The 15,176-nt window shown below is 35.2% G+C and carries 14 protein-coding genes; all 14 read right to left on the bottom strand.

Going from position 1 to position 15,176, the window contains the following annotated elements; genetic code table 11:
- Nucleotides 1–4: 4 nt before the first annotated feature.
- Nucleotides 5–304, bottom strand: coding sequence for a flagellar hook-basal body complex protein FliE (fliE, locus tag BHF71_RS00370; protein WP_069655711.1), 300 nt, complete (start codon nt 302–304; stop codon nt 5–7).
- 16 nt (nt 305–320) lie between these two features.
- The gene (flgC, locus tag BHF71_RS00365; RefSeq protein ID WP_069655710.1) at nt 321–773 is read right to left on the bottom strand and encodes a flagellar basal body rod protein FlgC; all 453 of its coding nucleotides are present in this window, start codon (nt 771–773) and stop codon (nt 321–323) included.
- Between the two features lie 3 nt (nt 774–776).
- Nucleotides 777–1,202 carry a flagellar basal body rod protein FlgB gene (gene flgB / locus BHF71_RS00360; RefSeq protein WP_069655709.1) on the bottom strand — a complete coding sequence of 142 codons (426 nt, stop codon included), beginning with the start codon at nt 1,200–1,202 and terminating at the stop codon, nt 777–779.
- Nucleotides 1,203–1,530: 328 nt separating this feature from the next.
- Nucleotides 1,531–2,313: a GTP-sensing pleiotropic transcriptional regulator CodY gene (gene codY / locus BHF71_RS00355; RefSeq protein ID WP_069655708.1), complete on the bottom strand. Its 783-nt coding sequence runs from the start codon at nt 2,311–2,313 to the stop codon at nt 1,531–1,533.
- Between the two features lie 18 nt (nt 2,314–2,331).
- Entirely contained in the window at nt 2,332–3,723 is a 1,392-nt protein-coding gene (gene hslU / locus BHF71_RS00350; RefSeq protein ID WP_069655707.1) for an ATP-dependent protease ATPase subunit HslU, read from the bottom strand.
- A gap of 12 nt (nt 3,724–3,735) precedes the next feature.
- Nucleotides 3,736–4,278, bottom strand: coding sequence for an ATP-dependent protease subunit HslV (gene hslV / locus BHF71_RS00345; RefSeq protein ID WP_069655706.1), 543 nt, complete (start codon nt 4,276–4,278; stop codon nt 3,736–3,738).
- A 71-nt stretch (nt 4,279–4,349) separates the two neighbouring features.
- Nucleotides 4,350–5,240 carry a tyrosine recombinase XerC gene (xerC, locus tag BHF71_RS00340; RefSeq protein ID WP_069655705.1) on the bottom strand — a complete coding sequence of 297 codons (891 nt, stop codon included), beginning with the start codon at nt 5,238–5,240 and terminating at the stop codon, nt 4,350–4,352.
- 55 nt (nt 5,241–5,295) lie between these two features.
- Entirely contained in the window at nt 5,296–6,630 is a 1,335-nt protein-coding gene (gene trmFO, locus BHF71_RS00335) for an FADH(2)-oxidizing methylenetetrahydrofolate--tRNA-(uracil(54)-C(5))-methyltransferase TrmFO (protein ID WP_069655704.1), read from the bottom strand.
- Between the two features lie 12 nt (nt 6,631–6,642).
- On the bottom strand, nt 6,643–8,718 hold the full coding sequence (topA, locus tag BHF71_RS00330; RefSeq protein ID WP_069655703.1) for a type I DNA topoisomerase: 2,076 nt from the start codon (nt 8,716–8,718) through the stop codon (nt 6,643–6,645).
- A 130-nt stretch (nt 8,719–8,848) separates the two neighbouring features.
- Nucleotides 8,849–9,955 (bottom strand): DNA-processing protein DprA, encoded by a 1,107-nt coding sequence (gene dprA / locus BHF71_RS00325; RefSeq protein ID WP_069655702.1) that lies wholly within the window; start codon nt 9,953–9,955, stop codon nt 8,849–8,851.
- A 111-nt stretch (nt 9,956–10,066) separates the two neighbouring features.
- Entirely contained in the window at nt 10,067–10,975 is a 909-nt protein-coding gene (gene sucD / locus BHF71_RS00320) for a succinate--CoA ligase subunit alpha (RefSeq protein ID WP_069655701.1), read from the bottom strand.
- A gap of 15 nt (nt 10,976–10,990) precedes the next feature.
- Complete coding sequence (sucC, locus tag BHF71_RS00315; RefSeq protein ID WP_069655700.1) at nt 10,991–12,151, bottom strand: ADP-forming succinate--CoA ligase subunit beta; 1,161 nt, start codon at nt 12,149–12,151, stop codon at nt 10,991–10,993.
- A 194-nt stretch (nt 12,152–12,345) separates the two neighbouring features.
- The gene (locus tag BHF71_RS00310) at nt 12,346–13,521 is read right to left on the bottom strand and encodes a M20 family metallopeptidase (protein WP_069655699.1); all 1,176 of its coding nucleotides are present in this window, start codon (nt 13,519–13,521) and stop codon (nt 12,346–12,348) included.
- 15 nt (nt 13,522–13,536) lie between these two features.
- Nucleotides 13,537–15,090 carry a YifB family Mg chelatase-like AAA ATPase gene (locus tag BHF71_RS00305; RefSeq protein WP_069655698.1) on the bottom strand — a complete coding sequence of 518 codons (1,554 nt, stop codon included), beginning with the start codon at nt 15,088–15,090 and terminating at the stop codon, nt 13,537–13,539.
- Between the last annotated feature and the right edge of the window lie 86 nt (nt 15,091–15,176).

The following is a 15,176-nucleotide window of genomic DNA, read 5'->3' as shown; positions in this document are numbered from 1 at the left end:
AATGTTATACCTGCATTCTCATTACTTCCTGGTAAGCCTCAACAACTTTGTTTCTAACTTGAACCGTAAGTTGCAAACCTAAATTTGCTTTTTCCATCGCAATCATTACTTGATGAAGGTCTTTTACATCTCCAGTAGCAATCTTATCACTTAATTCTTGGGCAATTTTAATATCTTCAGTTACTCCATTTAGTGCTTCTTTTAAAACATCGGAAAACTGCTTACTAGAATCGATTTTATTTTGTCTTTTTTCTGTTATAAACTGTCCTTTTACTAGATTAATAGAACTAATACTATTATCCATTTATTTAACATCCTTTCTATCTTCCGATTTCTAACGCTTTTAATAGCATCGATTTGGTAGAATTCAAGGCAGTAACGTTTGCCTCATAGGCTCTAGTAGCTGAAATCATATCAACCATTTCCTTTAAAACATCTACATTTGGTAAATAGATAAAACCATTTTCATCCGCATCTGGATGGGATGGCTGATAAATTTTTTTATATGGAGACCTATCTTCTACAATTCTAGTAACCTTAACACCAGAAAGGGAAGGTTCATTATTCAGTACCTGATTGAAAATTTGCTTAAAACCACCTTTAGAGTTAGGCGCAACTTCTACCATTTTTCTAGTATATGGTTGCCACTTTCCATCAACATATTTTCCTCTTGTGGTTTCAGCATTTGCAATGTTTGAAGAAATAACATCCATTCTTAATCTCTGGACCGTCAAAGCTGAGGCACTAATATCCATTGCGTTAAATAGCTTCATAATCTAACGTCTCCCCTCTGTTATCACATAACGTAACATCGAGAATTCCTTATTAATAACTTGGGTCAAGGTATTATACCAAATGTTATTTTCAGCTAACTTTGTCATTTCGTAATCAATATCGACGTTATTATCATTATTCAACACCGAGGTTCGTCTATTAACCACAATCTTAGGTTGAAATTGACTACTCTCGCTACCTCCGATCACCAAATGTCTTGGATCTGTACGATAACCACGAAAAAGATTTCTATTTGATTGATCTAAATATTTAGCTTCTTTTGCTGCTAAAATCTCATCAAAAGAAACATCCATTGTTTTATATCCAGGGGTATCAACATTGGCAATATTATTACTAATAAGCCGCTGTCTTAATGAAGATATATCAAGTGATCGTTGTAAATTATCTATATTGCTAAATATTTTCACGAGTTTAACCTCCTCAAAAAAAAGGGGAATAAAAAAGTTATAAATCACCGTCTTAATCTATTCCATATCAACATTTAAAATTCCTGCAATTTTCGACATTTTATTGGTTTTTTTAAAAAATAGTTATATTGTATCAAAAATAAAAAGCCCTATTCCTTCTTAGGACTTAAGGCTTATCAGTCGACAAGCAAAGCAATACTACCACTTATCTAACAATGTATTATATAAAAAATATAGAAAAAAATCAAAGTTTTTATAATATATTATCGAACCGTGAAAAAAGAGGCCTTAAAACGGCCTCCTAGTTTCTCATGGATTTATAATTAAATTATTGTTCAGAGCGAATTTTATCTAGTTCAGTCAATAATTTTTCATTTAATACCTTGATATAAGTACCTTTCATACCTAGGGAACGTGATTCGATAACTCCAGCACTTTCAAGTTTTCTTAATGCATTGACAATAACTGAACGAGTTATACCTACACGGTCAGCAATTTTACTTGCAACTAATAGGCCTTCCTTACCTTCTAGCTCTTCAAAAATATGTTCAACTGCCTCTAGTTCACTGTAGGAAAGGGAACCAATCGCCATTTGAACAATTGCTCGATTTCTTACTTCCTCTTCCTTAGCCTCTGCCCGATCCCTTAATATTTCCATAGCAATTACTGTCGCACCGTATTCAGCTAGGATTAAATCTTCGTCGCCGTATTTCTCATTTAAACGTCCTAAAATTAATGTTCCTAGACGTTCACCACTTCCAACGATCGGTACTATTGCAGTATAGCTGTCCTTAAAGATATCGTCCATTTCCACAGGGAAAGAAGTAAGTGGGTTATCAATGCCAATGTTAGAAACAGTTTCGTCTTGTTTTAACAGAAGAGTATTATATTCCTCTGGAAACTTTCTTTCCTTTAACATATTACGAACGCGCTCATTGTCGATTTCTTGTGCAACACATAAACCTAACATTTTTCCTTTGTGGTTTACCACAAAAATATTAGCTTCAATTACATCACTTAGCACCTCGGCCATATCATTAAAATTTACTGTGTGGCCAGCAGTTTTTTGTAATAATCGATTTAGTCTTCTAATTTTTGATAACAAATCCATTTTATTTTCCTCCTAATTTTACAGAATATAACGTGATAAATCTTTGTTTTTAACTATTTTAGAAAGTTTTTCTCCTACATATTCTGGAGTAATCTGAACTTTTTCTAAATAAATATCCGGAGCTTCAAAAGATAGATCTTCTAATAATTTTTCTAAAATTGTGTTTAATCTTCTTGCTCCAATATTATCTGTTTGTTGATTTACTTCTGCAGCTAAATTAGCAATTTCATAAATAGCTGATTCAGTAAATTCAACTTCTATCCCCTCAGTTTTTAATAATGAGATATATTGCTTTGTTAAAGCATTTTTTGGTTCTGTTAAGATTTGAACAAAATCGTCGACCGTAAGGTCTTGTAGTTCAACTCGAATCGGAAATCTCCCCTGTAATTCTGGAATCAAGTCAGACGGTTTTGACATATGAAAAGCACCAGCAGCGATAAACAAAATATAATCAGTTTTAACTGCCCCATATTTTGTCATAACTGTGGACCCTTCCACAATGGGTAAAATGTCACGTTGTACGCCTTCTCTAGAAACATCAGGACCTCTTTCTTTCCCAGCAATCTTATCTATTTCATCAATGAAAATAATACCAGATTGCTCTGCTCTTTCAATGGACTCCTGTATAACTTCATCCATATCGATTAACTTCTGTGCTTCTTCATTGGTCAAGATCTTTCTCGCTTCCTTAATCGGCAACTTACGTTTCTTCATCTTTTTGGGTAAAATATTGCCTAAAACATCTTGCATATTAAATCCCATTTGTTCTACACCAGTTCCAGAAAACAATTCAAACATTGAAGGAGAGCTATCTTCTATTTCAATCTCAATAATTTCTTCTTCAAGTTGACCATTTAATAATTTAAAGCGTATTTGTCTTCTTTTCTCTTGAATCTCCCCTTCTTCATATTGATCTTCGGTTGAGGAATGATTAGTCTTATTAAACAGCATGTCCAAAGGATTACTCAAATTCTTATTCTTACTTTTACTTGGTACTAATATATCTATTATTCTATCATTAGCCAATTGTTCAGCTTTATCTTTGACTTTTTCAGTTTTTTCAGATTTAACCATTCGAATAGCTGTCTCAACTAGATCCCTTACCATCGATTCAACATCTCGACCAACATAACCTACTTCGGTAAATTTGGTAGCCTCAACTTTAACGAAGGGAGCCCCCACTAACTTAGCTAGTCTTCTAGCTATTTCTGTTTTACCAACTCCAGTAGGACCAATCATCAAGATATTTTTAGGTACAATTTCATCCCTAAGAGATTCATCTAATAAACTTCTACGATAACGATTTCGTAAAGCAATTGCTACTGCTCGTTTAGCATCTTTTTGTCCAACTATATATTTATCTAATTCAGACACTATCTCTCGCGGAGTTAAGGGCTTTTGAAAATACATTTTGTTTCCCCCTTACAAATCCTCAACTACGATATTATTATTTGTGTACACACAAATTTCTGCAGCTATGTTCAAAGCAGCTTCAGCTATTTCTTTGGCAGCTAGCTGAGGTGAATGTCTCTTTAGTGCTCGTCCCGCTGCTAGTGCATAATTCCCTCCTGAACCAATAGCTAGAATTCCATCGTCTGGTTCAATCACTTCACCTGTTCCAGAAATTAGTAACAAATGCTCCTTATTCATAACAATCAACATAGCTTCCAGGCGACGCAGTACCTTATCCATTCGCCATTCCTTCGCTAATTCTACAGCAGCTCTAGGTAAATTTCCATGATATTCTTCAAGTTTACCTTCAAACTTTTCAAAAAGTGTGAAAGCATCTGCTACAGAACCAGCAAATCCTGCTATCACCTGATCTTTATACAACTTTCTTACTTTTTTTGCAGTATGTTTCATAATAACGGAATTTCCGAAAGTAACTTGGCCGTCGCCTGCCATGGCAGATTTCCCGTTGTGCCTAATAGCAAAAATAGTAGTTGCATGAAAGGTCTGAGACATATCTCATCCTCCTTTATACCCCAAAAATAGGAGATATATTCAGAAAATTATCAATTAAATATTTTTTGTGACTATGCACGGGGATGGTGGTTTTTGTAAATTTGTTGTAATCTTTCTTTCGTAATATGGGTATATATTTGAGTAGTAGAAATATTAACATGTCCTAATAACTCTTGAACAGAACGTAAATCTGCTCCAGCATTAAGTAAATGGGTAGCAAACGTATGACGCAAAGTATGGGGACTTACACTCTTAGAAAAAGATAGTAGTCTTACATACTTTTCAATCATTCGTCTAACGCTTCGGTCAGATAAACGTCCTCCATATCTATTTAAAAATAGAGCTTTTTCATAATAATTAGTGCTTAGTTTTGCTCTAGCATTTTCTAAATAATTTTTCAAGGCTTCTATCGCATACTTCCCTAATGGAACATACCTTTCTTTCGAGCCTTTTCCAAAGACTAACGCTGTCCCTGTAGTAAAATCTATTGACTCAATATCAAGAGAGACTAACTCACTCACGCGCATACCACTAGCATACAACACTTCAAGAATGGCTTTATCACGTATCCCCGTCAGCTTAGAAAGATCAGGCATATCTAAAAGTTCTATGACCTCTTTAGGATACATAAAATTCGGTAACTTTTTTTCTAACTTTGGAGTAGAAACCATTTGAAAGGGATTCAATTCAAGATAATTTTCCCTAACTAAAAAGCGATAAAAAGTACGTAAACTAGATAGTTTTCTAGAAATCGTTCTTCTAGAATAATTTTTTTTATTTAAATAAGCTAAATAACCTCTTACATCCAAATAAGAAACATCTAACAATGAAGTTAATCCAGTTGAATTTATGTAAGAAATAAAATCACTAATATCCCTTAAATAATTGTCGGTTGTATGGGGTGATGCATTCTTTTCAATTTGCAAGTATCCTTGAAATTCGATTAAATAGTAGTCAAACATATATCATTTTATCCCTCTTAATTAATAAAAGCAACACTATATTAACATAATATAGTTAATTACTGTAGATTAAATTTTGGATGAATTGTGAAAATATCTTAACTTTTTCTAAGGATCTATTAGATAACTGTAAATTTTTCTCCTTTTTATTCCTGATTTTTACCTCAAGCTGTGGTAACAGGCCAAAATTAGCATTCATTGGCTGGAAATGCTTTGGATTAGCAGTTGTAATGTAATGTGCCATACTTCCTAAAACAGTTTCCCTAGGAAATACTTCTGGTGACTTTCCTTTAGCCAACAATGTTGCGTTAATACCTGCAATCATTCCTGAAGCTGCGGATTCTACGTAACCTTCTACCCCTGTCATCTGTCCCGCAAAAAATAAATTATCTCTTTCTCGATATTGGTAAGTTGGTTTGAGTAATTTAGGAGAATTGATAAAAGTATTTCTATGCATTACACCATATCGAACAATTTCAGCATTCTCTAAACCAGGAATAAGCTGAATAATTCTCTTTTGTTCTCCCCACTTTAAATGGGTTTGAAAACCAACAATATTATACAATGTTCCTTCAGCATTGTCTTGTCTTAGCTGAACGACTGCAAAAGGCTCTTTACCTGTCCTTGGGTCAATTAACCCAACAGGCTTCATTGGACCAAACAATAATGTTTGTCTACCACGTTTACCTATAACTTCAACCGGCATACAGCCTTCAAAATATATTTCCTTTTCAAAACTCTTAAGTTCCGCCGTTTCTGCCTTTATTAATTCTTCGTAAAAGTGGTTAAACTCCTCTTCAGTCATCGGACAATTGATATAGGCCGCTTCTCCCTTATCATATCTAGAAGCGATAAATACTTTGTTAAAATCAATACTATCCTTCTCAATAATTGGAGCTGCAGCATCATAAAAATATAAGTATTCCTCTCCCAATAACTCCGAGATTTTCTTAGCTAATTTATCTGAAGTTAGTGGTCCACTCGCTATTATTGTCAATCCCTCGGGAATGTCGGTTACTTCTTCATTAATCACTTCAATCAATGGATGTTCCTTTATTCTCTGGGTTATAAATTGAGAAAAAAGACTTCTGTCAACTGCTAATGCCCCACCTGCGGGTACTGCATGTTTATCTGCACTTTCCATAATAAGCGAATTGAAAATTCTCATCTCTTCTTTTAATAATCCAACAGCATTGGTGAGGCTGTTAGCACGTAACGAGTTACTACATACTAGCTCCGCAAAATTTTCTGTATGATGAGCAGGAGAGTTTTTTACTGGTCTCATTTCAAATAATCTAACAGGGATACCGCTTTGAGCTATCTGCCATGCCGCTTCACTTCCTGCTAATCCGGCTCCTACCACATTGATATGCTTAATATTATTATTCATGGTGTTCCTCCATCATTGAGTATCTTCTTTGTAGTCACAATCAATACACTGAACTTGTGTCTTTTTCTTCGATTTTTTTTCTATTAATAATCCATTACACTTTGGACAGGGTCTAGAAATTGGTTTGTCGAAAGATATAAAGTCACACTCCGGATAATTAATACAACCATAAAAAACTTTTCTCTTTCCCTTACGTTCTACAATATCCCCACCACATTTAGGACATTTGACATCGATCTTTTTTACTATTGGTTTTGTATTTCTACATTCAGGAAATCCGGAACATGCCAAAAACTTCCCATATCTCCCCATTTTATATACCATAGGACGTCCACATTTTTCGCAAATCTCATCAGAAACCTCGTCCTGAATTTCTACTTCTTTCATTTCCTCTTCAGCGTGTTTAAGACTCTTCTCAAAATCCAGATAAAATTCACGTAGTACCTTAACCCAATCTAATGTACCTTCTTCGATTTTATCTAAATTATTCTCCATGTCGGCAGTAAATTCAATATTAATGATTTCTGGGAAAAATTCTTCTATCAATGATATTACCAATTTACCCAGTTCAGTCGGTATGAATTTTCGCTGCTCAAGTTTTACATAGCCTCTTTTTTGAATAGTTTCTAAAGTAGGAGCATAAGTACTTGGTCTACCAATACCTAACTCTTCCATCGTTTTAACCAAGCGTGCTTCCGTATATCTTGGTGGTGGTTGGGTAAATTTTTGTTCAGGATTAATTCCGACTAGGTTCAGTTTTTGATCTTTTTCTAGTGAAGGTAATAACTTATCTTCTTCAGTTTCTTTGTTATCGTCAATACCTTCAACATACACCTTTCTGAATCCTGGGAACTTGACTTTTGAACCAGTCGCTCTAAAAATAGCATCTTTTTCCCCAACTTTTATATCTACTGTCATCGTGTCGAGTATTGCTGGAGCCATCTGGCTAGCAACAAATCTTTCCCAAATTAACCGATAGAGTCTTAGTTGGTCTCTAGATAAATAATTTTTTAATGATTTTGGTGTCCTTAAAACTGATGTTGGACGAACAGCTTCGTGGGCATCTTGTGCATTTTTGGATTTTTTATTTTGCTTTATACCCTTTGAAATAAATTCTTCGCCATAATTTTGGATAATATAACCCTTTACCTCTTCTTGAGCTGTTTTTGAAACCCTAGTAGAATCGGTACGCATATAGGTAATTAGACCAACTGTACCTTCCTTACCCAAATCAATCCCTTCATATAGTTGCTGAGCAATTGACATTGTTTTTGCAGCTCTAAAGTTTAACTTTCTTGCAGCCTCTTGTTGCAAAGAACTTGTAGTAAAAGGTGGAGAAGGATTTTTTCTCCTCTCACTTTTCTTGATCTCAGAAATAATGATAGGCTGATCCTTTATAGTCGCTAATAATTCATCTACATCAACCTTAGATTTTAGTTCTGTTTTTTTACCATTATATCCATAAAACTTGGCTTCAAAAGCTTCGCCATTACTTTCTAATTCTAATATAACATGCCAGAATTCTTCTGGTTTAAAATTAATAATCTCATTTTCACGATCATTGATCATCTTGAGTGCAACGGATTGAACTCTACCTGCACTAAGCCCTTTTTTTACTTTTTTCCATAACAATGGGCTGATCTTATAACCAACAAGTCGATCTAAAATTCTTCTTGCTTGTTGAGCATCTACTAAATTCTTATCTATTGTTCTAGGATGTTTAAAAGCATCTTTAATCGCATCCTTAGTTATCTCATTAAAAACGACTCGACATTTCTCTGAATCATTTAACTGTAAAGCTCTAGATAAATGCCATGCAATCGCTTCCCCTTCACGATCGGGGTCGGCAGCTAGATATACACGCTTTACCTTTTTCTTAGCTTCTTTCAATTCTTTTAGGATGTTTCCTTTTCCACGGATAGTTATATATTTAGGGGAGAAGTCATTATCAATGTCGACTCCTAATTGACTTTTTGGTAAATCGATTACATGTCCCATAGATGCTTTAACAATAAATTTTTTTCCAAGATATTTTCCTATTGTTTTTGCTTTAGCTGGTGATTCGACAATCACTAAATTTTCTGCCATATATTTTCCTCCCCACGAAACAAACATTTTACGTTTGGATATAACATTTCCTATTATTAAATAGTAAGCTTCTCTTTGTCAAATTATTCAATAGATATTGTATTTTTCTGAAATTTATATATAAAGAAATTTATGTTTGACGTACATATAATCCGCCTGATAATTGTTTGATTACCCCTTTTAGTTGCAATGAAAGTAATGATTCGTATAGATTAGATAGGTCCATAGAAACTTGATCGTAGATTTCATCAATATGTATAGGTGTTGATTGAACTATCAGATAAACCATTTGCTCTGAATTATTTAATGAGTTTAACGTTTCTAGTTTTTCTTCATTCTTTTGAAACTTTTCCTTATGTATATATGTAAATTCCTCAATTACATCTTCAATACTCTGGATCAACTTGGCTCCTTGTTTAATTAGTGAATTAGTCCCCAAACTTTTTTGAGAGGTAATCGGTCCAGGTACTGCAAACACTTCCCTAGATTGTTCTAAGGCAAATTGAGCTGTAATTAAAGAGCCACTCTTTGATGAGGCTTCAACGATAATCGTCCCCAAGGATAGGCCACTAATAATTCGATTACGTCTAGGAAAATATCCCGGGTGTGGTCTAGTTCCGGGCGGGTATTCAGATATTACTAAACCTGTTTCTCTAATAGAATCATATATCTTTTGATTTTCCTTAGGATAAACCACATCAATGCCATTTCCCATAACAGCAATTGTTTTTCCTTGTTTTGCTAAGGTGCCCTCGTGTGCTAAACGATCTATCCCTCTAGCCAAACCACTTGTTACGACAAAATCATAATCAACTAATTCTTTAGCTAATTGTTCAGATACTATTTTGCCATAATTAGTTGGACTTCTAGTACCAACGATGGCTATTGAATGTTGATGTAAAAAATTTAGATCACCAAATGCAAACAAAACCCAAGGTGGATTAGCGATTTCCTTCAATATTGCTGGGTAATCGCTATCAAAATACGTGACAATCTTAATATTATTCTTTCCCCAGACAAAAAGTAAATTTTTAAACCTGTTAATCTTATCAACTTGCAAATTATTAATTATCATTTCCGCCACAGAATATTCTATTCCTGAAAGCATTGATAATTCAAGTGGTTGGACAGAAAAAATCTCCGCCAAAGTGTTAAAACTGCTAACAATCCTACTTAATGTGTTCCATCCCACCCCTTTTATTGTATGAAGATATACTAATAATTCTCTATCATCCATCTATTCGCACCTCAGAACTATATATCAATCAATAAGGAATTTCTTTTGATACCGATTATGGAAAAAGAGGCGTTAGACGCCTCTATGAATAAATATAATCTTAATCACAAACTAATCATTTTTAGTAATGCATTTTTCTAGTAAACCTTTTTCTTCAAGCAAGTTAACTAATGTTGATCCGATCTCTGCAGGTGTTGGAGCCACACGAACCCCAGCTTCCTCTAGTTTAGCAACCTTTTCTTTAGCTGTACCTTTACCACCAGAAATAATTGCGCCAGCGTGTCCCATCCTCTTTCCTGGAGGAGCAGTTTGTCCACCAATGAAGCCAACAACTGGCTTTGTCATATTAGCTTTGATCCATTCTGCTGCCTCTTCTTCTGCTGTTCCACCGATTTCTCCAATCATAATAACTGCATAAGTATCGGGGTCTTCATTAAACATCTTTAAAACATCAATAAAGTTGGTTCCATTTACTGGGTCACCACCAATACCAACTGCAGTAGATTGACCAATACCCCTAGTTGTTAATTGATGTACTGCTTCATAAGTTAAGGTTCCACTTCTTGACACAATTCCTACATGACCTGGTAAGTGAATATATCCAGGCATAATACCGATTTTACATTCACCAGGAGTAATGACCCCAGGACAGTTAGGTCCTACTAAACGTGTCTTCTTACCTTCCATGTAACGTTTAACTTTGATCATATCCATTACTGGAATACCTTCAGTAATACAAACAACTAAATCAAGCTCTGCATCAACTGCTTCCATAATTGCATCAGCAGCAAAAGCTGGTGGTACGTAAATTACTGAAGCAGTCGCACCGGTCTTTTCTTTAGCTTCTTTTACAGTATTAAATACTGGTAATCCTAGAACTTCAGTTCCACCTTTACCAGGAGTAACTCCACCTACCATATTAGTTCCATATTTTAATGCTTGTTCTGTATGGAACATACCAGTTGATCCTGTAATACCTTGAGTTATTACTTTTGTATCTTTATTTATTAATATACTCATCTGTACCCCGCCTTTCTATTTCACTAGTTCTACGATTTTTTGTGCTCCATCAGCCATTGAATCAGCAGCAACAATATCCAATCCGGATTCACTTAGAATCTGTTTTCCTAAATCGACATTTGTTCCTTCTAGACGAACGACCAATGGACGATCTAATTTAACTTCTTTAGCGGCGGTTACGATTCCGTTTGCGATGATGTCGCATTTCATTATTCCACCAAAAATATTAACAAAGATACCCTTAACTTTTGGATCAGATAAAATTATTTTAAAGGCTTCTGTTACCTTTTCAGTTGTAGCTCCGCCACCTACATCTAGGAAATTGGCAGGTTCTCCACCATAATACTTGATGATATCCATGGTTGCCATCGCTAATCCTGCACCATTAACCATACAGCCAATATTTCCATCTAACGCGATATAGCTTAAGTCGTATTTAGAAGCTTCAACTTCTTTTGGATCCTCTTCATCCAAGTCTCTTAATGCTTGTACTTCTGGATGGCGGAATAATGCGTTAGAATCAAAGTTTAATTTAGCATCTAATGCTATAACTTTATCATCTTCGGTAACAACCAAAGGGTTGATTTCGGCAACTGAGCAATCTTTATCAACAAAAACTTGATAAAGTCCAAGCATGAATTTTACTGCCTGATTAACTAATTTACTAGGGATATTAATAGCAAAAGCAAGTTTTCTAGCTTGGAATGGCATTAATCCTACAGCAGGATCAATGAATTCTTTGAAAATTTTCTCTGGGGTCTTTGCTGCAACTTCTTCTATCTCTGTACCCCCTTCTTCAGAAGCCATCATAACAACACGATCAGTAGCCCTATCCACTACCAATCCGATATAATATTCTTTCTTAATTTTGCTTCCTTCCTCGATAAGTAAGCGCTTAACTTCTTTGCCTTCAGGACCAGTTTGGTGTGTCACCAGTACCTTACCTAAAATCTCTTCAGCATACTGTCTTACTTCATCGAGATTTTTAGCGATTTTTACTCCGCCAGCCTTACCTCTACCTCCTGCGTGAATCTGTGCTTTAACTACAGTCACTTCAGTAGCAAGTTCTTTAGCTGCCTCAACAGCCTCATCTACGGTAAATGCAACTTTACCATCTGGTACAGAAACTCCATAGCTTCTAAGTATCTCTTTGCCTTGATATTCGTGGATATTCATTCTCCATCCTCCTATTATAAGGTATACCCATTATTTGCATTACAAATAGCGTATGCAAAATTTCTATATCATAAAGTATTTTCGATATGAATCAAAAAAATCCTGCAAAGTATTTAAATTTATTTAAGAATTTTGACTTTTTTAGTAGTAACATAATCTATTTTTCTAACTTTTCCCTCCTAAATGAGGTTTTATTAGCCTTGTAAATAGTCTAACGCTACGGTTCCCAAAACTTTTGCAGCTACGAGCATTGCTTTTTCATCAATGTTAAATTTAGGATGGTGTAGTGGATAATCTACTCCTGCTTCTTTATTACCTGCTCCCGTGAAAAAAAAGGTACCGGGAACCTTATGTAAATAATAAGCAAAGTCCTCTCCACCCATTCTTAAATCTATTTCAAACAAATCATCTTCTTTTATTACTTTTTTCGCTGATTCAACCAATATCCTTGTTTCAATAGAATTGTTCTGAACAACCGGGTAGCCATACTCATATGTATATTTATAGGTAGCACCATAAGCTTGACAAGTTGCGGCAGTAATTTGTTCGATCATCTGATTAATATTATTTCGTATCTTTTCGTCAAACGTGCGAACCGTACCAATTATCTTCGCTTTTTCTGCAATTATATTAAAAGCATCTCCAGCATTAAACTGTCCGACTGTAACTACGGCGGGTTTTGTAGGGTCAATACGTCGGCTAACTATTTGCTGTAAATTATTTACGAGTTGACTTCCGATTATAATGGAATCAATCGTTTCATGTGGCGCTGCCCCATGGCCTCCTCTACCTATTACTTCAATCTCAAAACGATCGGCAGCAGCCATAATTGCTCCTTCTCGATACCCAATTTTACCTGTTGGTAAATTGGCCAAAAAATGTGTTCCAAAGATCACATCTACTCCGTCTAGACAACCATCCTCGACCATCGAGATAGCACCTCCAGGTGCCAATTCTTCAGCAAACTGATGGATAAAGACAATATTACCTTGGATATTTTCTCTCATTCCACTGAGGGCCTTTGCTAACCCTAACATCGTAGCTGTATGAGCATCATGGCCACATGCATGCATTACACCAGGTACTTTGGATTTATATTCAACATCTTTTTCGTCCTGAATGGGTAAAGCATCAAAATCTGCTCTTAGTGCAACTGTTTTTCCTGGCCTTGCACCTCTTAATGTTGCAACAACTCCTCTTCCACCAACACCTGTTCGAACTTCCAACCCAAGTTTTGAATGAAATTCAGCTATTTTCTGAGGTGTACGTACCTCTTTAAATGAAAGCTCAGGATACATATGAAAATCTCTTCGGATAGCAATAATATCTGGATAAATCTCTTCTAAACGAGTATAAAGCTTGTTTAACATAAACATCTCTCCTTTTCACCACACCTTCTCTAACGCCCGATAATTTATTGCTTCTGCTAGATGTGATACCTTGATCAATTCACTTTCATCCAAATCAGCTATGGTTCTAGATATTTTTAAGATACGATCCAAAGAACGACCACTTAAACCCATTTGATTAAAAAAATTATGTAACAAGGTTTCCGCCTGTTCTTCCAATCTACAATATTTCCTAACCTGAATGGAATTCATCTCTGAATTAAATTGAATCCCTTTTTCTTTAAATCTTTTCTTTTGGATTTCTCTAGCTTTCGCTATTTCTTCTCTCATCTCTTGCGAGGATTTCTCTTTTTTCTTTTCACGTAAAGTTTCAATGTTAACCCAAGGGACTTCTATTTGAATATCGATTCTGTCTAGTAAGGGACCAGATATTTTTGCTCGATATCTCTTTACTTCAGTGAGAGAACATTGACACTCATGATTTGGTACATTGGTTCCAAAATAACCACATTTACAAGGATTCATAGCTGCAACTAACATCACTTCTGATGGAAATACATGATTAGCTTTGGCTCTACTTATTTTTACTTTTCCATCTTCTAAAGGCTGTCTTAAACTTTCTAAACTACTTCGATTAAATTCAGGTAATTCATCAAGAAATATAACGCCACGATGTGCTAAACTGATTTCACCAGGTTTTGGAGTAGTTCCTCCACCAACAAGTCCTGCAGTGGAAATTGTATGATGAGGACTTCGAAAGGGCCGGTTATTAATCAGCTTTCCCCTTTCGTTGAGTTCTCCAGCTACGCTATGGATTTGGGTAACTTCTAAGGCCTCACTCCATGTTAACTCTGGTAATACCGAAGAAATACGTTTGGCGATCATACTTTTCCCCGACCCTGGCGGACCAACCATTAAAAGATTATGCATCCCAGCCACAGCTACCTCAATTGCTCTTTTAACCTGATAATGTCCTTTAACATCGGCAAAGTTATTTCTATTATCCATTTCAGCTTCATTTAGATTTTGCTTACTGTTTGTATAAACAGATTGATCTTTAGTATCTAATTCGTCAGCCAAGAAATTAATAACTTCCCTTATATGTGAAAAACCATAAACATCTATCTCACTTACCAGTCTTGCTTCTTCAACATTTGCTCTTGGTACTATAAGTGAACTAATATTATTATCTCTAGCAGCTAAAGTCATCGAAAGAATCCCATTAATACTTTGAATCGAACCATCTAATGAAAGCTCCCCAATAAATAAAGTTTCCCCCAAACTAAACCTAATTTTTTTTATGGATATCTGGTCACTAGCCAAAAGGATCCCTATCGCCATAGGCAAATCAAAACCTGAACCTTCTTTTTTGATATCTGCTGGTGCAAGATTAATCGTTATTCTCTTCATCGGAAAGTTATAGCCAGTATTTTTTATCGCTGCTCTTACCCGTTCTTTAGCCTCTTTGATCGAGGAATCTGGTAAACCAACGATTTGAAATTGCGGTAAACCGTTTGATAAATCTATCTCAATATCTATGATTGAGCCATCGATACCGATAATTGATGAACCTTGCACCTTTGCATACACAATCATCCCCCCTCATAAATAATAATTCAAAAATTTTCCGACAATTCCTTTATTTTTTTGATATTTTTAAATCAGTTTAATAGAAG

The sequence above is a fragment of the Vulcanibacillus modesticaldus genome, from assembly GCF_001730235.1.
Lineage (GTDB): Bacteria > Bacillota > Bacilli > Tepidibacillales > Tepidibacillaceae > Vulcanibacillus > Vulcanibacillus modesticaldus.
The sequence above is the reverse complement of the archived record's forward strand: the minus strand, read 5'-3'. Positions and strand labels throughout refer to the sequence as shown.

What these genes read in the sequence shown, in the direction of transcription:
- fliE (WP_069655711.1), bottom strand. Translation starts at nt 304, where the DNA reads ATGGATAATAGTATTAGTTCTATTAATCTAGTAAAAGGACAGTTTATA.
- flgC (WP_069655710.1), bottom strand. Translation starts at nt 773, where the DNA reads ATGAAGCTATTTAACGCAATGGATATTAGTGCCTCAGCTTTGACGGTC.
- codY (WP_069655708.1), bottom strand. Translation starts at nt 2,313, where the DNA reads ATGGATTTGTTATCAAAAATTAGAAGACTAAATCGATTATTACAAAAA.
- hslU (WP_069655707.1), bottom strand. Translation starts at nt 3,723, where the DNA reads ATGTATTTTCAAAAGCCCTTAACTCCGCGAGAGATAGTGTCTGAATTA.
- hslV (WP_069655706.1), bottom strand. Translation starts at nt 4,278, where the DNA reads ATGTCTCAGACCTTTCATGCAACTACTATTTTTGCTATTAGGCACAAC.
- xerC (WP_069655705.1), bottom strand. Translation starts at nt 5,240, where the DNA reads ATGTTTGACTACTATTTAATCGAATTTCAAGGATACTTGCAAATTGAA.
- trmFO (WP_069655704.1), bottom strand. Translation starts at nt 6,630, where the DNA reads ATGAATAATAATATTAAGCATATCAATGTGGTAGGAGCCGGATTAGCA.
- topA (WP_069655703.1), bottom strand. Translation starts at nt 8,718, where the DNA reads ATGGCAGAAAATTTAGTGATTGTCGAATCACCAGCTAAAGCAAAAACA.
- dprA (WP_069655702.1), bottom strand. Translation starts at nt 9,955, where the DNA reads ATGGATGATAGAGAATTATTAGTATATCTTCATACAATAAAAGGGGTG.
- sucD (WP_069655701.1), bottom strand. Translation starts at nt 10,975, where the DNA reads ATGAGTATATTAATAAATAAAGATACAAAAGTAATAACTCAAGGTATT.
- sucC (WP_069655700.1), bottom strand. Translation starts at nt 12,151, where the DNA reads ATGAATATCCACGAATATCAAGGCAAAGAGATACTTAGAAGCTATGGA.
- BHF71_RS00310 (WP_069655699.1), bottom strand. Translation starts at nt 13,521, where the DNA reads ATGTTAAACAAGCTTTATACTCGTTTAGAAGAGATTTATCCAGATATT.